25 protein-coding genes are annotated in these 22,488 nt (G+C 65.2%); 8 read left to right on the plus strand and 17 right to left on the minus strand.

Translation table 11 applies throughout. From position 1 onward, the window contains the following. Positions 1 to 66 precede the first annotated feature (66 nt). The 3 genes from AC2TZ7_RS01645 to AC2TZ7_RS01655 all read left to right on the plus strand — a co-directional run bounded on the left by AC2TZ7_RS01645 (position 67) and on the right by AC2TZ7_RS01655 (position 3,435). Positions 67 to 1,731 (plus strand): acyl-CoA dehydrogenase family protein, encoded by a 1,665-nt coding sequence (locus AC2TZ7_RS01645; RefSeq protein WP_489865664.1) that lies wholly within the window; start codon positions 67 to 69, stop codon positions 1,729 to 1,731. Between the two features lie 144 nt (positions 1,732 to 1,875). Continuing rightward, positions 1,876 to 2,874, plus strand: coding sequence for an NAD-dependent epimerase/dehydratase family protein (locus tag AC2TZ7_RS01650; RefSeq protein ID WP_489865665.1), 999 nt, complete (start codon positions 1,876 to 1,878; stop codon positions 2,872 to 2,874). A 57-nt stretch (positions 2,875 to 2,931) separates the two neighbouring features. Next, a complete protein-coding gene (locus AC2TZ7_RS01655; protein ID WP_078521463.1) occupies positions 2,932 to 3,435 on the plus strand; it encodes a GNAT family N-acetyltransferase in 504 nt (167 codons plus the stop codon). 184 nt (positions 3,436 to 3,619) lie between these two features. Here AC2TZ7_RS01655 and recO read toward each other — a convergent pair whose 3' ends face one another. Then, positions 3,620 to 4,345, minus strand: coding sequence for a DNA repair protein RecO (recO, locus tag AC2TZ7_RS01660; protein WP_489865666.1), 726 nt, complete (start codon positions 4,343 to 4,345; stop codon positions 3,620 to 3,622). A gap of 86 nt (positions 4,346 to 4,431) precedes the next feature. On the opposite strand from recO, the gene AC2TZ7_RS01665 reads away from it, so the two are divergent. Next, positions 4,432 to 5,055, plus strand: coding sequence for a Pr6Pr family membrane protein (locus AC2TZ7_RS01665; RefSeq protein ID WP_489865667.1), 624 nt, complete (start codon positions 4,432 to 4,434; stop codon positions 5,053 to 5,055). On the opposite strand, the gene AC2TZ7_RS01670 is transcribed toward AC2TZ7_RS01665, so the two are convergent. The 9 genes from AC2TZ7_RS01670 to AC2TZ7_RS01710 form a co-directional block, all read right to left on the minus strand. Continuing rightward, a complete protein-coding gene (locus AC2TZ7_RS01670) occupies positions 5,045 to 5,383 on the minus strand; it encodes a DUF1491 family protein (RefSeq protein WP_489865668.1) in 339 nt (112 codons plus the stop codon). The two genes, AC2TZ7_RS01665 and AC2TZ7_RS01670, sit on opposite strands and share 11 nt — an antisense overlap. Continuing rightward, positions 5,383 to 6,288, minus strand: coding sequence for a GTPase Era (gene era, locus AC2TZ7_RS01675; protein WP_489865669.1), 906 nt, complete (start codon positions 6,286 to 6,288; stop codon positions 5,383 to 5,385). The genes AC2TZ7_RS01670 and era overlap by 1 nt, the downstream gene beginning before the upstream one ends. Before the next feature lie 252 nt (positions 6,289 to 6,540). Next, complete coding sequence (gene rnc, locus AC2TZ7_RS01680; protein WP_489865670.1) at positions 6,541 to 7,233, minus strand: ribonuclease III; 693 nt, start codon at positions 7,231 to 7,233, stop codon at positions 6,541 to 6,543. Beyond that, positions 7,230 to 8,015 (minus strand): signal peptidase I, encoded by a 786-nt coding sequence (gene lepB, locus AC2TZ7_RS01685; RefSeq protein WP_093477024.1) that lies wholly within the window; start codon positions 8,013 to 8,015, stop codon positions 7,230 to 7,232. Before lepB ends, rnc begins: the two co-directional genes overlap by 4 nt. A gap of 56 nt (positions 8,016 to 8,071) precedes the next feature. Further along, positions 8,072 to 8,473, minus strand: a complete 402-nt coding sequence (gene acpS, locus AC2TZ7_RS01690; RefSeq protein WP_078542544.1) for a holo-ACP synthase — start codon at positions 8,471 to 8,473, stop codon at positions 8,072 to 8,074. 6 nt (positions 8,474 to 8,479) lie between these two features. Continuing rightward, the gene (locus AC2TZ7_RS01695) at positions 8,480 to 9,223 is read right to left on the minus strand and encodes a pyridoxine 5'-phosphate synthase (RefSeq protein WP_083077999.1); all 744 of its coding nucleotides are present in this window, start codon (positions 9,221 to 9,223) and stop codon (positions 8,480 to 8,482) included. 76 nt (positions 9,224 to 9,299) lie between these two features. After that, positions 9,300 to 9,947, minus strand: a complete 648-nt coding sequence (locus AC2TZ7_RS01700; RefSeq protein WP_489865671.1) for an RluA family pseudouridine synthase — start codon at positions 9,945 to 9,947, stop codon at positions 9,300 to 9,302. 36 nt (positions 9,948 to 9,983) lie between these two features. Next, complete coding sequence (locus AC2TZ7_RS01705; RefSeq protein ID WP_489865672.1) at positions 9,984 to 10,436, minus strand: GAF domain-containing protein; 453 nt, start codon at positions 10,434 to 10,436, stop codon at positions 9,984 to 9,986. Next, a complete protein-coding gene (locus AC2TZ7_RS01710) occupies positions 10,433 to 11,611 on the minus strand; it encodes a thiolase family protein (RefSeq protein ID WP_489865673.1) in 1,179 nt (392 codons plus the stop codon). Before AC2TZ7_RS01710 ends, AC2TZ7_RS01705 begins: the two co-directional genes overlap by 4 nt. Positions 11,612 to 11,698: 87 nt before the next feature. Here AC2TZ7_RS01710 and AC2TZ7_RS01715 point away from each other — a divergent pair, with 87 nt between their 5' ends. Together AC2TZ7_RS01715 and AC2TZ7_RS01720 are read left to right on the plus strand one after the other, a co-directional pair. Then, positions 11,699 to 12,043 carry an STAS domain-containing protein gene (locus tag AC2TZ7_RS01715; RefSeq protein ID WP_098412173.1) on the plus strand — a complete coding sequence of 115 codons (345 nt, stop codon included), beginning with the start codon at positions 11,699 to 11,701 and terminating at the stop codon, positions 12,041 to 12,043. Further along, positions 12,036 to 12,551, plus strand: coding sequence for an ATP-binding protein (locus AC2TZ7_RS01720; protein WP_489865674.1), 516 nt, complete (start codon positions 12,036 to 12,038; stop codon positions 12,549 to 12,551). The genes AC2TZ7_RS01715 and AC2TZ7_RS01720 overlap by 8 nt, the downstream gene beginning before the upstream one ends. A 43-nt stretch (positions 12,552 to 12,594) precedes the next feature. Here AC2TZ7_RS01720 and hspQ read toward each other — a convergent pair whose 3' ends face one another. Beyond that, positions 12,595 to 12,921, minus strand: a complete 327-nt coding sequence (hspQ, locus tag AC2TZ7_RS01725; RefSeq protein ID WP_078521487.1) for a heat shock protein HspQ — start codon at positions 12,919 to 12,921, stop codon at positions 12,595 to 12,597. A gap of 190 nt (positions 12,922 to 13,111) precedes the next feature. Between hspQ and AC2TZ7_RS01730 the strand changes: the two genes are divergently transcribed. Beyond that, positions 13,112 to 13,690, plus strand: a complete 579-nt coding sequence (locus AC2TZ7_RS01730) for a transglycosylase SLT domain-containing protein (RefSeq protein ID WP_098412175.1) — start codon at positions 13,112 to 13,114, stop codon at positions 13,688 to 13,690. A gap of 4 nt (positions 13,691 to 13,694) precedes the next feature. Here the strand turns inward: AC2TZ7_RS01730 and AC2TZ7_RS01735 are convergent, their stop codons facing one another. The 4 genes from AC2TZ7_RS01735 to AC2TZ7_RS01750 form a co-directional block, all read right to left on the minus strand. After that, the gene (locus AC2TZ7_RS01735; protein WP_489866775.1) at positions 13,695 to 14,291 is read right to left on the minus strand and encodes a LolA family protein; all 597 of its coding nucleotides are present in this window, start codon (positions 14,289 to 14,291) and stop codon (positions 13,695 to 13,697) included. A gap of 227 nt (positions 14,292 to 14,518) precedes the next feature. Next, entirely contained in the window at positions 14,519 to 17,668 is a 3,150-nt protein-coding gene (locus AC2TZ7_RS01740; protein ID WP_489865675.1) for a DNA translocase FtsK, read from the minus strand. A gap of 12 nt (positions 17,669 to 17,680) precedes the next feature. Beyond that, positions 17,681 to 18,859, minus strand: a complete 1,179-nt coding sequence (locus AC2TZ7_RS01745; RefSeq protein WP_489865676.1) for an aminotransferase class I/II-fold pyridoxal phosphate-dependent enzyme — start codon at positions 18,857 to 18,859, stop codon at positions 17,681 to 17,683. A 120-nt stretch (positions 18,860 to 18,979) separates the two neighbouring features. Beyond that, a complete protein-coding gene (locus AC2TZ7_RS01750) occupies positions 18,980 to 20,296 on the minus strand; it encodes an amidase (protein ID WP_489865677.1) in 1,317 nt (438 codons plus the stop codon). Positions 20,297 to 20,378: 82 nt separating this feature from the next. Here AC2TZ7_RS01750 and AC2TZ7_RS01755 point away from each other — a divergent pair, with 82 nt between their 5' ends. Beyond that, positions 20,379 to 21,605 carry an FAD-dependent monooxygenase gene (locus tag AC2TZ7_RS01755; protein ID WP_489865678.1) on the plus strand — a complete coding sequence of 409 codons (1,227 nt, stop codon included), beginning with the start codon at positions 20,379 to 20,381 and terminating at the stop codon, positions 21,603 to 21,605. Positions 21,606 to 21,616: 11 nt separating this feature from the next. Here the strand turns inward: AC2TZ7_RS01755 and AC2TZ7_RS01760 are convergent, their stop codons facing one another. Then, on the minus strand, positions 21,617 to 21,853 hold the full coding sequence (locus AC2TZ7_RS01760; RefSeq protein ID WP_489865679.1) for a Trm112 family protein: 237 nt from the start codon (positions 21,851 to 21,853) through the stop codon (positions 21,617 to 21,619). Then, positions 21,850 to 22,488: an LON peptidase substrate-binding domain-containing protein gene (locus AC2TZ7_RS01765; protein ID WP_489865680.1), complete on the minus strand. Its 639-nt coding sequence runs from the start codon at positions 22,486 to 22,488 to the stop codon at positions 21,850 to 21,852. Before AC2TZ7_RS01765 ends, AC2TZ7_RS01760 begins: the two co-directional genes overlap by 4 nt.

A 22,488-nucleotide genomic window follows, 5' to 3' on the forward strand; every position in this document is an offset into this window, starting at 1 on the left:
ATTTTTATTGCGCTGCGGTTGCGAAGTAACTAGACAGGCTGCAACTGCAGAATAAGGAGCCGACTCATGGCACATGACGGGGCCGATATGCCGACGACGATCATTCTGGACGACCTGATGGGCCTTGCGGAGGCGAGCTTGCCCGAACTGGAGACGCTGGTCTCCGACGCGACCGCGAGCCTGCGCGCTGCGACCGAGAAAGACGGCCGCATTTCCGGCGCCGCGCTCGAGGCGAACCAATATCGCGCCCATGGCCTTGCTTGGCTGACCACCTACCAGCAGTCGCTCAAGCAGCTGCACGGCTGGGCCGCGCGTCTGGCCGAGGAAGGCAAACTGGGCGAGATGGAGAAGCTGATCGTGCAGATCGGCTTCGGTGAATATCTCGCGCAGATCGCGGGCGGCATCCAGATGAACCAGGGCGAGATGGTGCGCCTGGCCGATATGGACGTCAGCTGGACCCCGTCCGAGGCTGCCGCGAAGCTGATCGCCGAGGGCAATTCCAACGCCGCCCGGATGCGTCTGGTCGAGCTGATGCGCGACGTTCAGGGCCGCTCGATCTTCGGGCAGTCGGGTCTCGACGAAGACCTCGAAATGATCCGCGAGCAGTTCTACCGCTACGCCGAAGATCGCGTGAAGCCGAATGCGCATGAATGGCACCTCAAAGACGAGCTGATCCCGATGGAGATCATCGAGGAACTGGCCGAACTGGGCGTCTTCGGCCTGACCATTCCGGAAGAATATGGCGGGCTCGGCCTGTCGAAAGCCTCGATGGTCGTCGTGACCGAGGAGCTTTCGCGCGGCTATATCGGTGTGGGCTCCTTGGGCACCCGGTCCGAGATCGCCGCCGAGCTGATCATCTGCGGTGGCACCGAAGAGCAGAAGCAGAAATGGCTTCCGGGCCTGTCCACCGGTGAGATCCTCTCGACCGCCGTGTTCACCGAACCGAATACCGGCTCGGATCTGGGCTCCTTGCGCACCCGCGCGGTCAAGGATGGCGACGACTGGCTGGTGACGGGCAACAAGACGTGGATCACCCATGCGCAGCGCACCCATGTGATGACGCTGCTCGCGCGCACCGATCCCGCGACCGACAACTACAAGGGCCTGTCGATGTTCTTGGCGGAGAAGACGCCGGGCACCGATGACAATCCCTTCCCCACCGAGGGCATGACCGGCGGCGAGATCGAAGTGCTCGGCTATCGCGGCATGAAGGAATACGAGCTCGGCTTCGACAATTTCCGTGTGAAGGGCGAGAACCTTCTGGGCGGCGAAGAGGGCAAGGGCTTCAAGCAGCTCATGGAGACGTTTGAATCCGCCCGCATCCAGACCGCCGCCCGCGCCGTGGGCGTGGCGCAATCGGCTCTGGAGATCGGGATGCAATACGCGATCGACCGCAAGCAATTCGGCAAGTCTCTGATCGAATTCCCGCGCGTCTCCTCGAAGCTCGCGATGATGGCGGTGGAGACGATGATCGCCCGCCAGCTGACCTATTTCTCGGCCTGGGAAAAGGATCACGGACATCGTTGCGATCTGGAAGCCGGCATGGCGAAGCTGCTGGGGGCCCGCGTGGCTTGGGCGGCGGCGGATAACGCGCTGCAGATCCACGGCGGCAACGGCTTCGCGCTGGAATACCAGATCAGCCGCATCCTCTGCGACGCGCGCATCCTGAACATCTTCGAGGGTGCCGCCGAAATTCAGGCGCAGGTGATCGCGCGCAGACTGCTTGGGTGAGTGCCGCGCCGCGCGTCGCGGCGCCGGAACCAGACTGAAAAATACGGGGCGATGCGGGCAAATCTCGCATCGCCCCGTTCTGATTTGACACCCGCCCAACGCCCCCGCAAGTTGAACGACGAGGTTCAGCACAACGGAGGGCGCATGGCTCGCACAATTCTGGTCACAGGCATCACCGGCTTCATCGCCAAACGCATTGCCTATGACCTTCTGGCGCAGGGCGAGATCGTGCGCGGCACGCTGCGCAAGGCCAGCCGCGGCGAGGAGGTGAAAGCCGCCTTGAGCGACCTTAGCCCCGAAGCGCTGGAGCGGCTGAGCTTCGTCGAGGCCGATCTGATGGCGGATAAGGGCTGGGACGCGGCGATGGCGGGGGTCGATGCCGTGATCCACACTGCCTCCCCCTTCCCGCTCAGCAAGCCCAAGAACGAGGCCGAGGTGATCCAGCCTGCGGTCGAGGGCACCAAGCGGGTGCTGGCTGCGGCGCAGGCCGCCGGTGTGACCCGCGTAATCCAGACCTCCTCGATGGAGGCGGTGATGCATGGCGTGACCTCCGACCCGATCACGGAGGTCGACTGGTCGAACCCGCGTGCGCCGACCTGCAGCCCCTATACGCGCTCGAAGATTTTCGCCGAGGAAGCGGCGTGGGAATTCATCGAGGATCATCACGAGATGCGGCTGACCGTGATCAATCCCGGCCTCGTCTGCGGCACGCCGATGGACCGCCATACCGGCTCGTCGGTCGCGGTGATCGAGCGGCTGATGGCGGGCAAGGACCCGATGGCGCCGGAATTCGATATTCCGGTGGTCGATGTCGCCGATGTCTCCGCCTGCCATGTCGCGGCGCTCGACCGGTCCGAGAGCATCGGCCGTCGCTATGTCTGCGCGGAAAGCTTCATGTCCTTCCTCGAGATGGCGAAGGTGCTGAAGGCCGAGTTCCCCGACCGCAAGATCCCGACGCGGAAGGCGCCGAACTGGATCGTCTCGATCCTCGCGCTGTTCGACGAGCAGATCGCGTTGATCAAGCCGATGCTCGGGATGAAGATGCACCTCAGCCACGCGGCCGCGACCCGCGATCTGGGCGTGGAGTTCGTATCCGCCGCCGAGGCCGTGCGCCGCACCGGACATTTCGTCGTGCAGAAATAGCGTTGCGCTCGCCCGGTTTCGCGGCCAAATCTGGCGCGACAGACTGGAGGGGCGCAGATGATCCGCGACGCAAGACCGCAAGACGCTGAGGCGATCACCGAGATTTACAATGACGCGGTGCGCAACACGACCGCGATCTGGAACGAGATCGAGGTCGGCCCCGAGAACCGCCGCGCCTATATCGCGGATCGGCAGGCGGCGGGCTATCCGGTGCTGGTCTGGGAGGAAGACGGGCGTGCCGTGGGCTATGCGAGCTTCGGCCCCTTCCGTCCCCATGACGGCTATCACCTGAGCGTCGAGCATTCCGTCTATGTCCATCGCGACCACCGCGCGGGCGGCAAGGGCGCGAAGCTGATGGAGGCGCTGATCGCGCGTGCCAAAGAGGGCGGGTTTCACGTTATGGTCGGCGCGATCGACGCTGCGAATGAGGGCTCGATCCGGCTGCATGAGCGGCTGGGCTTCACGCAGGTCGGCTTGATGCCGCAGGTCGGCAAGAAGTTCGGGCGCTGGCTGGATCTGGCGTTGCTAACGCTGCTGCTGGACGATCGCGAGCGGCCTTGAGCACCACTGCGGGTTTCCAACTATAGCACGGGGCGACCAGCCCCGGGCCGCGCCCGACCCTCCCCCCCGGGAGGGCGCATTGGCGATGACATCGCGGGCACCACCGACCTACGGGCTTGAGAGATAAAGCGCCCAGCCACGAGCCGAACAAAGCGCCCCCCTGAGGCTCGGGCGCGTCCCTCCGTCAGCGCGCACTCCGCCCCAGCAAATCCACAAACCGCTGCCGCGCCTCGGGCAAGGGCCGATCCCCCAGATCCGGCGCCATCCGCTCGCCAAGGAAGAACCCGGTCAGCCGCAGCCCCTGCACGATCTCGCCCATACTCGCGGGCCCCTGCCCCAGCAGGCACAGCGGCAGCGGCAGCAGTCGCGGCGCCCATTCCCCGGCGCCCTGACGGCTCACCGCACGCCCCGAACGCGGGCTGACATAGGCCAGATCGTCGCGCGACCCGGTCACCGCGCAGGAGGACAGGTCGAGCCCGTAGCCCATCTCTTCCAGCAGCCCCAACTCCCAGCGCAGATAGGTCGGCACCCAATCGCCGCCCTCGGCCATCGCGTCGAACAGCGCCTCGGAGGCCAGAAACAGCGCGTCATGCGCCTCGCGTTCGGGCAGCGTGAACCGCAGCAAAGCCGTCGCGGCGTTCAGCCCGGCCAGCGCCTGCCGGTCCGACAGGATCACCGCGCGGCTTTGCAAAGGCTCGATCGTGTAGCTGCCAAGGTGATCTTCCAGCCGCGCGCGCCACGTCGCCGTGACCCGGTTTCCCGGCTGCAAGATCCCCGTCATCTTCCGCGACGCGCCCCCGCGCACGACCCCCGCGTGACGCCCATGCGCCGAGGTGAACAGCTCGACGATCATCGAGCTTTCGCCATGCGGTCGTGCCGAGAGGATCGTGCCGAGGTCTTGCCAGTCCATGGCAGCGACTATCCTTTCCGTGACGTTGCGGCGCAAGCAGCTTCGTGAGTTGCGCGAGCGACCCGCGCCGCACTAGCGTCATCGCCATGACACGCGCCTCGATCCTCTTCGCCGCCCTGATCGCCCTCGTCGAATTGGCGGCGTTCGGCGCGAGCTTCGTCAACAACATGGCCGAACACCCCCACGCCGCCGTGCCGCTGGGCATCCTGTGGCTGATGTTTCGCTATTTCACGATCTGGACGAACACGCTGGTGGGCCTCGCCTTCGGCTGGATGGCATGGCGCAAACGGGCACTGGCCAAACCGTTCCTCGCGGCGCTGGTGCTGTGGATCCTGATCGTGGGCGTGGTCTATCACCTGCTGCTGGCGGGTGACGCGCCGCTGCACGGGCTCGATTACGTCTCGAACCTGCTCTACCACACGGCCGCCCCGATCCTCGTGCCGGTCTGGTGGCTGGCCTTCGCGCCTAAAGGCGGGCTGACGAGCCACCACGCGGCGATCTGGCTCGCCTGGCCGCTCGTCTATCTGGTCTATGCGGTGATCCGGGGGCTGGAGACCGGGTTCTACCCGTATTTCTTCCTCAACCTCGACAAGCTCGGATGGGGCGGGCTGGGCCTGTGGTGCGCGAAGTTCCTCGTGGCCTTCTGGATCGGCGGGCTGGTGATCGTGACCTTGGGTCGCGGGCTCAACCGTCTCGGGATCAGCCGCTGAGGCCATCCTCGTCCAGCATCGTGCGCCCGTCGCGGCTCTCGATCTCGATGACCCAAAGGTCGGGGTCGAAACTGCGTTGCTTGCGGATGCTGGCATCGACCTCGGCCTCGGGACCGTCATGCAACAGCATCCATACGCTTTTGCCGGTCATCAGGTCGGCGCGCCGCTCGTAGCTTTGGGCGGTCCCGTCGAGCCGCGCGCATTTCACCAGCACGGCCCCCGAAGACGCCTGCCCATGCGCGGTGACATAGGCCGGGATATTCGCCAGCTCCAGCCGCTTGAGATAGGCGCGGACCCAGAAATCCGTGGTCAGCCGCGCCTCGCTCATCACTTCGAGTCCTTGAAATCGAGACCCATCTCGGAATAGCGCTCGGCCTCTTCGAGCCAGTTCGGGCGCACCTTAACCTGCAGGAACAGATGCACGGGCCGGTCGAGGAACTCGATCAGCTCTTCGCGCGCGGCTTTCGAGATCGCCTTGATCGTCTCGCCGCCCTTGCCGAGGATGATCCCCTTGTGACCGTCGCGCGCGACATAGATAACCTGATCGATCCGCGCAGAGCCGTCCTTGCGCTCTTCCCAGCTCTCGGTCTCGACGGTCAGCTGGTAGGGCAGTTCTTCATGCAGGCGCAGCGTCAGCTTCTCGCGGGTGATCTCCGACGCGATCATGCGCATCGGCAGGTCGGCGATCTGGTCTTCGGGATAGAGCCACGGCCCCTCGGGCATCTCACCCGCAAGCCATTCCTTGAGATCCTGCACGCCGTAGCCGCGCTCTGCGGAGATCATGAAGGTCTTGGTGAACTCGAACGCTTCGTTGAGCTTCGCGGTCAGGCCCAGAAGCTCCTCGGATTTCACCTTGTCGATCTTGTTGATCGCAAGCGCGACCGGCTGCGAGCCGTCGCGTTCGCGGAGTGCTTCGAGGATGCTCTCAACACCCGGGGTGAGGCCACGATGCGCCTCGACCAGCAGGACGATCATGTCGGCATCGGCCGCCCCGCCCCAAGCCGCGTTGACCATCGCGCGATCCAGACGACGGCGCGGGCGGAAGATGCCGGGCGTGTCGACGAAGACGATCTGGCTCTGGCCTTCCATCGCGACGCCACGGATGCGGGCGCGGGTGGTCTGCACCTTATGGGTGACGATCGAGACCTTCGCGCCAACCATCGCGTTGAGCAGCGTGGATTTGCCCGCATTGGGCTCTCCGATCAGGGCGACGAAACCGGCGCGTGTGGTCATGGGTGTTCCTTTTTGGCGATACGCGAAGCGATACGGGGCGCGGCGTAGCTTATAACGGCCCGCGTTGCCAGTCATCTTGTCATGTGGCGGAGGGTGGCGGCTGACCGCCGGGTGGGCGTGATACCTTCGTGGTCTGCGCTTGATCGGGCAAAATCCGCAAGAGCTGTCCACGCGCGGTGGTGTCGAAAGCGCCCGCCCGAGGGGGCGGTCGGGCGCTGCCCGGGCCGCTGCGCGGCTGATCCGGGCCTTGGCTCAGCCCTCAGCGCCCTCTTCCAGACGTTTCAGCAGCGTCTTCGCCGCCGTCATCTCGCCCTGACGCTTCGATCCGGCCTTCGCCGTTTCGCGCGCGCCGTTTTCCAGACGCACCTCGATGGTGAAATTGGGGGCGTGATCGGGACCGTCGCGATGGATGATCTCGTAGCGCGGCGGCGGCAGGCCGCGTGCCTGCGCCCATTCCTGCAGCGCGGTTTTCGGGTCGCGCGCGTCTTCCTCGACACTGTCGAGCCGGTCTTCCCAAAGCCGCAGGATCAGCACCTTCGCCGCGTCGAACCCACCATCGAGATAGACCGCGGCGATCACCGCCTCCATCGCGTCGCCCAGCAGGGCGAGCTTGCGCCGCCCGCCGGTCATCATCTCGGACCGGCCGAGCTTGAGCACCGCACCGAGGTCGATCTTGCGGGCGATATCGGCGCAGGCTTCCTTGCGCACGAGAGCGTTGAAGCGCGGCGCCATCTGGCCCTCGGAAGCGGCGCGATCGCCCAGGAACAGCGCCTCGGCCATCACGAGACCCAAAACGCGATCGCCCAGAAATTCCAGCCGCTGGTTGTCGGGCCGGGTCGGCGTGGAGATCGAGCTATGCGTCAGCGCGCGCGCCAGCAGCTCGGGCCGTTTGAACTCATGCCCGAGGCGCTGCTCGAATGCCTTGATCTCCGCGCTTAGCTTCAATTGATCGCCTTGAAGAACCGATCCGGACGCCAGGTCCAGAAGTAGAACAGCGAGCGACCCGCCGAGGAGAACATCACCCGGTCGGCCCGGCCGATCAGGTTCTCTTTCGGGACGAAGCCGAGACCGCCCACCGATTGCGGGAAGCGGCTGTCTTCGGAGTTGTCGCGGTTGTCGCCCATGAAGAAATACATGCCCTCGGGCACGGTGTAGACGGGCGTGTTGTCCACGGGGCCGTCATTGTTGATCTGCAAGATGTCATGCGTGACGCCATTGGGCAGCGTCTCGGCATAGCGCTTCTTGATGCAGGTATCGCCCATGCCCACCGGCGAGTTCGAGCAGCGCGGCAGTAGCCCCTGCGGACCCTGCGGTTGCATGACTTCCTCGAAATCGGGCTCGGGCTTCATCTCGACGGCCTTGCCGTTGATCTGCAGCACGCCGTTGATCATCTGGATCTTGTCGCCCGGCAGGCCGATCAGACGCTTGATGAAATCGACGTTCTTGGTCGGGTGACGGAACACCACGACGTCGCCGCGCTCGGGGTCGCTGGCCAGCAGGCGCCCATCGAAGGGGCAGGCCGAGAACGGGCAGGAATAGCGCGAATAGCCATAGGCCATCTTGTTCACGAAGAGGAAGTCGCCGATCAGCAGCGTGTCCTTCATCGAGCCGGAGGGAATCCAGAAGGGCTGGAAGAACAGCGTGCGGAACACCCCCGCGATCACCAGTGCCCAGACAATCGTCTTGATCGTGTCGAGGATACCGCCCTCGGCCTTGTTCTTCGCCATTATCTCTTACCCTGCCTCAAAATTCCTTGGCCTCAATACGCGGCCTCGCGCCCAAGTCAAGAAAGCTTGCGGGCCTCGATCACGACGAAGGCCTGCGCCCAGGGGTGGTCATCGGTCAGCGTCACATGGATGACGGCCTCGTAACCCTCTGGTGTCATTTCCTTAAGCCGGTCCGCCGCCCAGCCCGTGACCTGCATCACCGGCTGTCCCGTTGGCAGATTCGTGACCGCCATATCCTTCCATGCGATGCCCATGCGCAACCCGGTCCCAAGCGCTTTGGAACAGGCCTCCTTCGCCGCCCAGCGCTTGGCATAGGTGCCCGCCACATCCTTGCGGCGCTCGGCCTTGCGCTGCTCGGTCTCGGTGAAGACCCGGTTGCGGAAGCGGTCGCCGAAGCGCTCGAGCGTGCGCTCAATCCGCTCGATATTCGCGAGATCAGTGCCGATGCCGAGGATCATGCCGCCTCAGCCCCGCGCCGCATCCATCAGCTTGCGCATATGCACGATCGCGGGACCGAGCCCCACGAAGATCGCCTCGGAGATCAGGAAATGGCCGATGTTCAACTCGCGAATCTGCTTCATCTCGGCGATCGGCTCGACGGTCTCATAGGTCAGACCGTGGCCGGCATGAACCTCCAGCCCGAGGCTGTCGGCATAGGCGGCGCCCGCTTTCAGCGCCTCCAGCTCGGCATCGCGCGCGGCGAAATCGCCCGCGTAATGCATGTCGCAGAAATGGCCGGTATGCAGCTCGATCACCTGCGCGCCGATCTTGGCGGAGGCTTCGATCTGCGCCGGGTCGTGACCGATGAACATCGACACGCGGATGCCCGCCTCGACGAGCGGTCCCACGTAATCGGTCAGCCGCGACAGATCGCCCGCGACGTCGAGGCCGCCTTCGGTCGTCACCTCTTCGCGCTTTTCCGGCACGATGCAGCAGGCATGGGGCAGATGGCGCAGCGCGATCTCCTGCATCTCGGGCGTCGCGGCCATCTCGAAATTCAGCGGGATGTCGATGCCGCTGCGCAACGCGTCGATATCCGCGTCGCGGATATGACGGCGGTCTTCGCGCAGATGCGCGGTGATCCCGTCGGCCCCGGCCTGTTCGGCCAGACGCGCGGCGCGCAGCGGGTCGGGATAGGCCGAGCCGCGGGCATTCCGCACGGTGGCCACGTGGTCGATATTCACACCAAGGCGCAAAGGTTTGGGCATCGGGCTCTCCGCAATAAGTCTCGCAGGAGTATGCCTGCGCGCGCAGGCGGGGAAAAGACCTGCGATTGTATCGGTTTCAGAACTGGACCGGCGCGGTGAAGGTCATATGCATCCCGCCATCGGGATGCCGGAAGCGCAGGGTCTCGGCATGGAGCATCAGGCGCTCGAACGCCTGCGCCGGGCCTTCGGCATAAAGCGGATCGCCGAGGATCGGATGGCCAAGCTCGGCCATATGCACCCGCAGCTGGTGGCTGCGCCCCGTGATCGGCATCAGCCGCACCCGCGTCGTGCCGTCCTGATGGCGCATCACCCGCCAGTCGGTCTGGGCGGGGCGGCCGTTCTCATGATCGACATGCTGGCGCGGACGGTTCGGCCAGTCGACACAAAGCGGCAGGTCGACCCGCCCCTCCTTCTCGGCCAGCTCACCCCAAAGCCGCGCCTGATAGGCTTTCTTCGTCTGGCGCTTCTCGAATTGCAGACCGAGATGGCGCTGCGCATGGGGCGTCAGCGCGAAGACCATCACGCCCGAAGTATCGGTATCGAGCCGATGCACCAGCAGCACCTCGGGGTAAATCCCCCGCAGCCGCGCAATCAGGCAGTCGGCCTTGTCCGGCCCCTTGCCGGGCACCGAGAGCAGCCCCGCCTGTTTGTCGACCACGAGGATTTCGTGATCGGCATGAAGGATGCGCGGGGCCTCCTGCGGCGGGTCATAGACATAACTCATGCGCGGGGGATGCACCGCCCCCGCGCGGCGGTCAAGTCAGAGCGCGCCGAACACGTCCTTCAGGATCGCTTCCAGCGCCGCGGCATCCGCTTCGGTGAAGGCGTCGGGCTGATCGCTGTCGATGTCGAGCACCGCGATGATACCACGCTGCGCATAGACCGGGATCACCAGTTCCGAGCGGGTGGAGGTGGCGCAGGCGATATGGCCGGGGAAGGCCTCGACATCGGGCACCAGCTGGGTAGCTCCCTCGCGGGCAGCCGCCCCGCAGACCCCGCGCGAAAACGGGATCACGAGACAGCCATGCCCGCCCTGATAGGGGCCGATCTTCAGCAGTTCCGGCTCGGTGACCCGGTAGAACCCGGTCCAGTCGAAACGGTCATCCGCATGATGGATTTCGCAGGCGAGCGTCGCCATCAGCGCGACCTCGTCGGTCTCGCCTTCGGTCAGCGCGGCGATGCGTTTCGCCAGATCGTCGTAATCCACGCTCATACCCGTTCGATCGCGATGGCCGTGCCCTCGCCCCCACCGATACAGATCGCGGCCACGCCGCGCTTGAGATCGGCCTTTTCCAGCGCATTGAGCAGCGTCACGATGATCCGCGCGCCCGACGCCCCGATCGGATGGCCAAGCGCACAGGCGCCGCCATTCACGTTCACCTTGTCATGCGAGATGCCCAATTTGTGCATGAAGGCCATCGGCACGACCGCGAAGGCCTCGTTGACCTCCCACAGATCGACGTCATCGACCGTCCAGCCGAGCTTTTTCAGCAGCTTCTCCGCCGCCGGAACCGGCGCCGTCGGGAAATCGGCCGGCGCCTGCGCATGGCTCGCATGGCCCAGAATGCGGGCGCGGATCGGCAGGCCCTCGGCCTTCGCCGCAGCCTCCGAGGCCAGCACCAGCGCCGCCGCCCCATCCGAGATCGAGGACGAATTCGCCGCCGTCACCGTGCCGTCCTTGCGGAAGGCGGGCTTGAGATGCGGGATCTTGTCGGGGCGCGCATTGCCCGGTTGCTCGTCGATGGAAACCACCGTCTCGCCCTTGCGGGTCTTCACGGTCACCGGCGCGATCTCACCCGCGAAAGCCCCGGATTTCTCCGCAGCAACGGCACGGTTCAGCGAGGCCACCGCGTAATCGTCCTGCGCTTCGCGGGTGAACTGGAACGCCTGCGCGCAATCCTCGGCAAAGGTGCCCATCAGACGGCCCTTGTCATAGGCATCCTCCAGCCCGTCGAGGAACATGTGATCGAGCGCCTGAGCATGGCCCAACCGCGCCCCTGCGCGCATCTTCGGCAGCATGTAGGGCGCGTTGGTCATGCTCTCCATGCCGCCCGCGACCATCACCCCGGTCTGGCCGAGCGCGATCTGGTCATAGGCCACCATCGCCGCTTTCATGCCCGAGCCGCACATCTTGTTCAGCGTCGTCGCGGGCACCTCTTCGCCGAGGCCTGCCGCGAAGCCTGCCTGTCGCGCGGGCGCCTGCCCCTGACCTGCGGGCAGCACGCAGCCCATCAGCACTTCCTCGATCCGCGCAGGCGCGACGCCCGCGCCGTCCATCGCCGCCTTGATGGCAGCCCCGCCCAGTTCCGACGCAGGCACAGCTGCAAAGACGCCCTGCATTCCGCCCATCGGCGTGCGCGAGGCTCCGACGATCACCACGTTTTCCATGATACCCTCCAAAATTCTGTCCCACGGATACCGAATGGTAAGCATTGCCGTCTAGCCTTCCCGTCAGATCAACCGTGGGAGTCGGACATGAACCTCACTGCCGAAGCGCTGGAAGGCGCGCTCGTCGTCCATCTGGCCGAGGCGCGGCTGGACGCTGCCATCGCGATCCGGTTCAAGGAAAGAATGCGCGATGTAACCGTGCAACCGGCAGCGCGGGTGCTGCTGGACCTCTCGAAGGTGGAGTTTCTCGACAGTTCGGGCCTCGGCGCGGTGGTGGCGGTGATGAAATCGCTCGCGCCAAACCGACAGCTGGAGCTTTGCGGGCTGACGCCGAATGTCGCGAAGGTTTTTCGCCTGACCCGCATGGATTCGGTGCTGCCGATCCACGCCGACATCGAAGCCGCGCTGGGGGAGGGCCGGAAATATGCGTGAGCGTGTGAGACCGAAATCGCCCCCCAGCACCGCGCGCCCAAGCCCGCACCCGCAGCAGACGGAAGTGCGGGTCTTCAACCTCAGCTTCGCGGCGACACCGATCGCGGTGCGCGACGCGCTGCGGGCCGCCGTGGCGCGCTTCATCCGTCTGATGACCGAGGAAGAGGCCGGGCCGCTGGAATTGATTCTCGCGGAAGTCCTCAACAACATCGTCGAGCATGGCTACGGCGATAGCGGCAAAGGCACGATCTCTCTCTCCATCGCGCGCGACGGTAAGGGGCTCACCTGCTCGGTCAGCGACGACGGGGTCGCGCTGCCCCCGGCCTGCCTCGATCTGGAAGACCGCGACCCGGAGCGGCCAGACCCGACCAGCCTGCCCGAAGGCGGCTTCGGCTGGTTCCTGATCCGCGATCTTGCGACCGATCTGGGCTATCACCGCGAGGAAGGGCGCAATCTGCTCGCCTTCCGCATGCCGCTAGACCCGATCGAGATGCGACAGGCGGGATAGGCCCCCTGCCCGACCCGCGGCCTCGCACCATGGAAGGCGCGGTTCAGTTCAGTTGGAATTGCAGCCGGTAGGAGCCATTGCCGAATTCGCCGAAGAGATCCTCGAGATCGGGATGGCTCACCGGTTCGCCGGAGAAATCCGCAACGAGGTTCTGCTCGGACACATAGGCCACGTAGTAGCTCTCGTCGTTCTCGGCGAGCAGGTGGTAATAGGGCTGGTCCTTGGACGGGCGCGACTCCTCGGGAATCGCGTCATACCATTCCTGCGAGTTGGAGAAGATCGCATCGACATCGAACACCACCCCGCGGAACGGGTGGTTGCGATGTCGCACCACTTGGCCGATGTGATATTTCGCGTGCGTGGTATGCATATCTATCCTCATACCTTAATTCTAAATCGTGAAACCGCTCAGGTCCACGTTTTCGCCTCATTTCCGCCGGAAACAGATTGTCCGATTCGTCGCGACAGTCCGCTGACCCTGTGCGTTTCCTGGTTTTCGAACGGGCCAATTACGCATAGACTTGCAAAAAACAAGGCCGTCAGAGCAAAGAAGAGCAGCTATGAAGAAATACCTCGCCCTCGGCGTAGTGCTTGCGGTGGCCGCCTGCGGAGGCGGACCGTCCAAGCCCCCGCGCAATCTTGATGACGCCTGCGCGATCATCAAAGAACGCCCGCAATATTTTAACGCCATGCGCCGGACGGAGGCCCGCTGGGGCGTGCCGGTCGCGGTGCAGATGGCCACGATCCACCAGGAAAGCAAGTTCGACGGCAATGCGAAGACGCCGCAGCGCTTCGCGCTCGGGATCATCCCGCTGGGCCGCCAGAGCTCCGCCTATGGCTACAGCCAAGCGCTGGATGGCACCTGGGACGAGTATCGCGAAGACACCCATCGCTTCGGCGCAAGACGCAACCGCATCGCCGACGCGACCGACTTCATGGGCTGGTACATGGACGGCACGCAGAAGCAGCTCGGCATCTCCAAGGCCGACGCGCGCAACCAGTATCTGGCCTATCACGAAGGGCGCGGCGGCTATTCGCGCGGGTCACACCGGTCGAAATCCTGGCTTCTCGCCGTCGCCAACCGTGTCGCATCCCGCGCGCAGATGTATCAGATTCAGCTGCAATCCTGCCGGCGCTGAGCAATCAGCGCCGCTGGGCCAGCGCCTGATCGATGGAGAACATCGACGTGGCGAAGTTGCCGCCCTTCTGCAGGTTGTTCAGGATCGTCGTGGTCTTCTCGCCCGACTGGTTGGTGATCACCCACTGGCGCAGCTCGACCGGCCCGTCGGTAAAGATCAGCTGAATATTCCCGTATTCGGGATGCTCCGGATCCTGCGCGGTGACGATCGTCTTCGGTCCATCCGTCGTGTAGCCCACGACCATGCCGTTGCGATTCAGGTCGATATTCCGTCCCAGGATCAGGTTCAGCGGCGTCTTCACCAGCGGATATTGCTCCGGCGGCTGGTTCGATTTCGGATCGAACACTGCAACCCGGTTGGCTGAGGCCAGCACCAGCGTCTTGTCGTTATTGTATTGGAAGCGCGCCCGGCCGGGGCGCTTGATGAACAGCTTGCCGGTCGAGATCGACCCGTCCGAATTGACCTGCGTGAAATCCGCAGAGGCGGAGGTCAGCGCGTTCAGATAGGCCGAGATTTCATTCAGCGAGACTTTCCCGGCCGAGGCCGGAAGGGCGAGCGCCAGCGTGAAGATCGCGGCGAGCAGGATGCGGATCTGTTTCATGACCATAGATTTAGGCACTCCTTGCGAAAGCGGAAGTCCCGCCGTAACGCGCCAGTCGCGCTGCGGGTCCGTCTTGAGCGCATTTGCGCCTAACAGGAGATGTCATTCAATAACAGCGCCCCCGTATCGGATGACGTTCGGCAGCATTTGGACGGACGCGGCGCCCGCTGAAATGCAAAACGCCCTGAGGTCTCCCCCGGGGCGCGTCGCATAGCTCAGTGGCCGCTTTATTGCTGTTCGGGCACGAGGATTTCGCGCTTGCCGACATGGTTGGCCGAGGACACCACGCCCTGATCTTCCATCTGCTCCACGAGGCGCGCGGCCTTGTTATAGCCGATGCCCAACTTGCGCTGGATATAGGAGGTCGAGCATTTGCGATCCTTTATCACGATGCCCACCGCCTGATCGTAGAGCGCATCCTCGCCGCCGGTATTGCCGCCGGTGTTGAGGCCGAGCACCGCGTCGATATCGCTCGCCGTGTCATCATCGGGGCCTTCGACCACGCCCGACATGTATTCCGGCGGACCGAAGCTCTTGAGGTGGTTGACGATTTCTTCGACTTCCTCGTCGGACACGAACGGCCCGTGGCAACGGGTGATTTTGCCGCCGCCCGCCATGTAGAGCATGTCGCCCATGCCCAGAAGCTGCTCGGCGCCCTGCTCGCCCAGAATGGTGCGGCTGTCGATCTTCGACGTCACCTGGAAGGAGATCCGGGTCGGGAAGTTCGCCTTGATCGTGCCGGTGATGACATCAACCGAGGGGCGCTGCGTGGCCATGATCAGGTGAATACCCGAGGCCCGCGCCATCTGCGCCAGACGCTGGATGCAGGCCTCGATCTCTTTCCCTGCGACCATCATCAGGTCGGCCATCTCGTCGACGATGACGACGATATAGGGGAAGGGCTCGGGCTGGAATTCATCCGTCTCGAAGATCGGCTCGCCGGTCTCCTCGTCGAAGCCGGTCTGCACGGTGCGCTTGAACATCTCACCTTTCTCAAGGCTTTCCTTCACGCGGCCGTTGTAGCCCTCGATGTTGCGCACGCCCATCTTGGACATCTTGCGATAGCGCTCTTCCATCTCCGAGACGACCCATTTCAGCGCGACCACCGCCTTCTTCGGATCGGTCACAACCGGCGACAGAAGATGCGGGATGCCGTCATAAACCGAGAGTTCGAGCATCTTCGGGTCGATCATGATCAGGCGGCACTCTTCCGGCGTCAGACGGTAGAGCAGCGACAGGATCATCGTGTTGATCGCCACCGACTTACCCGAGCCGGTCGTCCCTGCGATCAGCAGGTGGGGCATCTTGGCGAGGTTGGTCACGATCGGCTCGCCGCCGATGGTCTTGCCCAGAGCCAGCGGCAGCTTGATGTTCTTGTCGTCGAAATCGCGCGCCGAGAGGATCTCGCGCAGCACGACCTTCTCGCGGTGGTCGTTGGGCAGTTCGATGCCGATCACCGAGCGGCCCGGCACGGTCGAGACACGCGCGGACAGCGCCGACATCGAGCGGGCGATATCGTCGGCCAGACCGATCACCCGGCTGGCTTTCAGACCCGGCGCAGGCTCGAGTTCATACATCGTGACGACGGGACCGGGGCGGACCGAGACGATCTCGCCCTTCACGCCGTAATCGTCGAGCACGGTTTCGAGCATCCGCGCGTTCTCCTCCAGCGCCTCATCCGAGAGCTGGTGGCGCTGGATCGTCGTGGGGTTGGTCAGCAGCGACAGCGGCGGCATCTCGAAGGGCGCGGTTTTCGGCTTCTCGAAAGCCATCTTCGGCTGCGCCTCTTCGATCGCGCGACGCGAGGGGGCGGCGGGTTTCGCCGCAGGCTGCACGACGCGCTTCGGCTCGGGCTGCTTGATCACCTGACGGTCGAGACCGCGCGCGGAGGCCGGGATTTCCGGCACCACGTCTTCCTCGATCCATTGCGCAGCGCCCGTCTCGTCGAAGGAGTGCGGCTCGCCGGCGTAGAAATGCTCGGTGCGCATGTCGCGGGGATCGGCCTCGAAGCCTTCGTAATCCGGGTGGGTCCAGTCGTGGCTGTCGTCGCCCGCGTAGCCATAGTCCTGCGCGACCTGCTCCGCCGCCGTCATATGCGGCTCGTCGGCACCGGCATAGGCCATTTCGGGCGCATGCTCGGGGGCGGCAGCGGCAGGCGCGCCGAAGCCCGGCATGAAGCGCGGCTTGGCCTTGAGCGGCGGCTCGGCGCGCAGCGGCGGTTCCTGATGCACGACCTGCGGCTGACGCGGCGCGCGTGCGAGGCGCTTGGCGACGGCGGCCAGCACCGAGGCCGAGGGACGCGGCGCCTCCGGCTCGGGGTCGGCGAAGGTCTCGGGAATATCGTGATGCAGCGGGGCCTCGGGCTCGGGCGCGTAATCGGCCACGATCGGCGCCGCCTTGCGGTTCTGCACCGCCTGGCTGATCCGGGCGCGGATGCGATCCTCGGACGGCGCAGCGGGCTGCGGCTGGTCGTCCCAATAGGGCTCGGTCTCGAACAGTTCGGGCGAGGCATCATAGGGATCGTAATCGGGTTCCACCGGGCGACGGATGCGCGACAGGAAGGACGGGCGTGCCGCCGGGGCCGCTTCGACCTCGGGCGCCCAGTCATGCGTGGCGTAGGCCTGCTGCTCTTCCCAAGCTGCCAGCTCTGCGGCGCGTTCGGCCGCTTCGGCGCGGCGTTGACGCGCCCGCTCTGCGGCCGAGCGAGCCCCCGTGACCGAGGCCGACGCCCCACGACCCAGAAGGTTCATCGCGCCGACATAGATCGCGACCGTGCCCAGCCACATGAAGCGCGTGATTGCTTGCAGCTCGGGCTTGGTGAAGCCGAGAACGAAGGTCGCCATGGCCAGCATCGCCGCTGCGAGGACCAGCGACAGAAGCTTCAGCCCGACCACGCCAGAGATCGGGACGATCCCCAGCATCGCGCCCGCGATCATGTCGCCGAAATGCCCACCGAGGCCGAAAGCCTGACCCCATTGGTCGCCCGGCACCAGAAGGGCTGCGTAAACGGCGGCAACGGCCACGGCGATCGGGAAGAAGATCATCCGCGACACGAGGCGCTCTTCGCCGCGATGGGTGATCATGCGCAGGCCCCAGGCCACCAGCGCCGCGGGCAGCAGCCACGCGCCGTGCCCGACGATCACGAACAAGGGCGAGGCGATCCCGGCACCGATCCGGCCCAGCCAGTTCTGCACCGGCTCATCCGAGGCTGCCATCCAGCTTGGATCTTCGGGATGATAGGAGAAAAGCATCATCGCGGCGAGCAGGCCGAAGACGACCAGCAGCCCCCCCACCAATTCCTTGCCACGCCGTTCCAGAACGGCTTGCGTGTCCTGATCGAAAAGCGGATCGCGCTGTCGAACCTGATAAGATGCCATAACCTACCGTCCTCAACCGTATAGGCAGTCGCGGAGCTGCATCAGCCCGCGCTGCGTTTCTGCTTTTGGAGCGACCAGAGCCACTCTGATATATTTCTGGCCGGGGTTTTCCCCGTTCACCTCGCGCGCGAGATAGGCGCCCGGCAGCACGCGAATGCCGGTCTCTGTCCAAAGCTTGAGCGCCGCTGCCTCCCCGTCTTCGACGGGAAGCCAGAGGAAGAAGCCGCCCTGCGGCAGCTGGAAGCCATCGACGCCGTCGAAGATCTGTCCCGCGATCTCGTATTTCTCGGTGTAGAGGCGACGATTTTCCGTGACATGGGCCTCATCCGCCCAAGCCCGCTCGGCCACGCGCTGCAGCGGCTGCGGCAGCGGCGCACCGGCATAGGCGCGCAGGCGACGGATATGTTTGATGCTCTGCGGCCCGGCGGCAAGGAAGCCCGAGCGCAGCCCCGGCAGGTTCGACCGCTTCGAGAGCGAATGGAAGATCACTACGCGCTCGGGGTCGATACCCTCCTCGGCCGCGACCTGTGCCGCACCGAGCGGCGGGGTCTCGCGCCAGATCTCGGAATAGCACTCGTCGGCGAAGACGATGAAATCGTGCTTCTCGGCCAGATGCAGCAGATCGGCCAGATAATCGCGGCTCGCGACTGCGCCCTGCGGGTTCGAGGGCGAGCACAGATAGGCCACGGTGATGCGGTCCAGCACCTCGGGCGCAAGTGCCGCATAATTAGGCAAAAACCCGGTATCGGCGCCTGCGGGCACGAAAACCGGCTCTGCGCCGACGGCTGCCGCCGCCACCGCATAGACCTGATAGAACGGGTTCGGGATCGCGATCACGGGCGTTTTGCCGCGCTTTTGTTCGGGCGAAAGCGCCATCGCGGCGTTGTAGAGCCCCTCGCGGGTGCCGTTGAGCGCCATGATCCGCTCGGGGCCGATCTCGACCGAATAGCGCCGCTTCAGCCAGTCCGAGATCGCATCCAGCAATTCGGGAGTGCCGTCATTGGCAGGATATTTCCCAAATTCTCCAAGGCTTTGCGCGATCACATCGCCGACGAACTCGGGCATGGGGTGGCGCGGCTCACCGATGGACATGGCCAAGACGTCGCCGCCCGGTTCGTGCGAATCGAGCAGCGCGCGCAAACGCGGAAATGCGTATTCGGGCAGGTTCGAAAACCGCTCGGGAAAGTCCATCTGTGCCTCATCGAATGGGGTCTATGTCGCCCCTTATTGCCGACGAGGTTACAAAAGCTCCGCCGTTTCGTCCAGAAAAAGACAAGCTCCAGAGCGGGTTGACCACAAGAAATGTGGTTTTCAGGCCAGCGACGATTCGGCGGCCATGCCCAAACGCAGCAACCGATCCTCCGTCATCGGCGGCGCCATCAGCGAAATCCCGCAGCTTGGGATGCCCGTCGGGAGGTTGAGCGCGCACAGCCCCAGCACGTTGCCGATCCGGGTGTTGCGCAGCGCGAGCACGTTCTCTTCCTGGAAATAGGTCTTGTCGCTGAGAAGGCGGCGGACATCGGGCGGCAGGATCGGCGAGGTCGGCACCAGAACGGCGTCATATTCCGCGGTCGCCTCGAGATAGGCGGCGCGATAGCCCGCCAGTTCGTGCCAGCCTTTCGCATAATCCGAGGCCAGCGCGTCGCGCCCGCTGCGGAACCGCTCGAGGATCGCCGCGAACATCTTCTCGGGCGCGGCTTCGATTTCGTGCTTCCATTCGCCATAGGCTTCGGGAGCGAAGAGAACACCGGAAAGGTCCATCGCCGGGCGCACCATCGGCAAGCCCCGCCGCTCGATCACCGCGCCCGCCTTGGCGAAGGCCTCGACGGCCCGCTCGAAGCCCTGCACCGGCTTTTCGCGCGTGCCCTCGAACGGCAGCCCTTCGAGCACCAGAAGCCGTTTTCCCTTGAGGCTCGTCTCGCGCAGGTCCGGCGCGGCGCGCCGCTCCAGCAGCGCCAGCACGTGGGCGGCATCCTCGACATTGCGGGTGATCGGCCCGACCGTGTCGAAGGTCCGGCACAGCGGCACAACGCCTTTCGTCGTGATCCGCCCATGAGTCGTCTTGAGCCCCACGATATCGTTCCACGCGGCCGGAATACGCACCGAGCCGCCCGTGTCCGAGCCCACCGCCGCCGCCGCCAAGCCGCGCGCCACCGACAGCGCCGCGCCCGAGGACGAACCGCCCGGCGCGAGTTCGGGATCATGGATATTCGGCGGCGTCGCGGTCATCGGGTTCACGCCAAGCCCCGAGAAGGCCAGTTCGGTCATATGCGTCTTGCCCAGACAGACCGAACCGCCCAGCGTGGCCTCGATCAGCACATCGGCATCGCGCGCAGGCACACGCCCCGCCAGCAGCCGCGAGCCCGCCTCCGTCGCGACGCCGGCGGTGTCGAACAGGTCCTTCCAAGACAGCGCGACCCCGTCGAGCATCCCGCGCCTGGTTCCCTGCTTGGCGCGCTGATGCGCGGCCATCGCCTCGTCGCGCGCCCGCTGCGGCGTGAGACGCGCATAGATGTCCTCCGAGGCTTCAGCCACCTCCAGATAGGCCTCGGTCTGCTCCACCGGATCGAGCTGACCGGCGGCAATCGCCCGTCCTTGTTCCGCAGCCCCTGCCAACCGCCATTCCATGCCCGCCTCCTTCGTTCTTTCCGCCACGCTAGCGACAGTCCCGCGCATGGACAATCCCGCTTCCAGCGCCATAGTAAGCGCCATGAAACACGATTCAGACGTCATCATCGCGGGCGGCGGGCTCAACGGCCCCGCCTTGGCGCTTGCACTGGCCTCCGCCGGCCTTTCCGTGACCCTTGTCGACGCCGCGCCTGCGCGCCAGCGCGCGACCGACACGTTCGACGGCCGCGCCTATGCGCTGGCGATCGCGTCGCAGAAATTGCTGCGCGCGATTGGCGTCTGGGACGGGCTGGCCGAACAGGCGCAGCCGATGATGGAAGTGAAAGCCGCCGACGGTCACGCAGGCGAAGGGGCGAGCCCTTTCTTCCTGCATTTCGACGCGCGCGAGCTGGATCAGGCGCCGGTCGGCTACATGCTGGAGGACCGCTACCTCTATCGCGCCTTCCTCGATGCGATGGAGGCGAGCGACAAGATCACGCTGCTGCATGAGACGCAGGTAACAGGGCAGCAGGTCGTGCCGGGCGGGGTCGAGGTGAGCCTGTCCACCGGCAAGACCCTGACCGCGAAGCTGCTGATCGGGGCAGACGGTCGCCGGTCGGGCGTGGCCGAACGCGCCGGGATCACCCGCGAGGGCTGGGGCTACTGCCAGACCGCGCTGGTCGCGGCGGTCGAGCACGAGAAACCCCATAACGGCATCGCGCAGCAGTTCTTCATGCCGAGCGGGCCGCTCGCGATCCTTCCGCTGAAGGGCAATCGGTCGTCGATCGTCTGGAGCGAGACCGAGGAGAACGCGAAGACGATCTCGGCGCTGGATGACGAGGATTTCCTCGCCGTGCTGCGCCCGCGCTTCGGCGATTTCCTCGGCGAGATCAAACTGGCGGGTCCGCGCTTCTCCTACCCGCTGAACCTGACGCTTGCGAAAGCCTATGTCGCGCCGCGCGTGGCGCTGGTGGGCGATGCGGCGCATGGCGTGCATCCGATCGCGGGCCAGGGCCTGAACCTCGGGCTGCGCGATGTGGCGGCGCTGGCGGAGATCGTCGTGGAAGCGATGCGCCGCGGCGAGGATATCGGAGCCGAGGACGTGCTGGAGCGCTATCAGGGCTGGCGGCGCTTCGACTCGACCTCGCTCGCTCTCGGCATGGATACCGTGAACAAGCTTTTCTCGAACGACAATCCGCTGCTGAAAGCGGGGCGCGATCTGGGGATGGGTCTGGTGCAGGCGATCCCGGGGCTGCGGCGCGGCTTCATGCAGCAAGCGGCGGGCCTGTCAGGCCCCCTCCCCCGCCTGTTGCAGGGCCGCGCGCTTTAAAACGCCGCGCCTTACTCGTCGATCCGGCGGGCCTCGTCTGCCAGCAGGATCGGAATGCCGCCTCGGATCGGGAAGGCCAGCTTCGCGGGCTGCGAAACCAGTTCCTGCTTCTCGGCATCGTATTTCAGCACCGCATGGGTCAGCGGGCACACGAGCGCCTCCAGCATGTGCCGGTCGAACAGCGGCTTCTCGCGAGCCGTCTCGGGGGCCGCCGCGGGGGTCGATGCGCTCTCAGTTTCGTCGCTCATTGCAACCGCTCCTCTCCGCCGCCATGCAGCGCATATTCGATCAGGGTCACCAAGGTCTCGCGCCGGGTGGCCAGACAGGGCGCTTCCAACAGCGCCTGCTTGTCCTCCGGCTCCAGCGGCAACAGCATCCCGAGCGAGTTGATCAGCAACTCGTCATCGGCATCTTTCAGCGTTTCCCAGTCGGTATCCAACCCCTGCGCGTGGAAAAACTTCGCCAGCAGGTCGAGAAATTCATCGCGGTCGAAACCGGTGTCATGCTCGGCCGCGCCCAGATCGCGCTCGAACCCGGACCAACTGACCTCGGCGCGGATATAGGGGGTGAAACCCTCGATCTGTTTCACGATGCGATAGCGCGAGATCCCCGACAGGGTGATCATGTAGCGCCCGTCCTCGGTCTCGGAAAACCCGGTCAGCCGGCCCGCGCAGCCGATCGCATTGAGGTGGTTTTGCCCCTCCGGCCCCTTGATCGGCTGGATCATTCCGATCAGCCGAGACTTGGTCTTCATGCAATCTTCGATCATCTGCAGATAGCGCGGCTCGAAGATATGCAGCGGAAGCCGCGCCCGGGGCAGCAGCAGCGCACCGGGCAGCGGAAAAAGCGGAAGGATTTCGGGCAAGTCGCCTTTCTTCATCAT

It is taken from the genome of Thioclava sp. ISO4 (assembly GCF_058105145.1).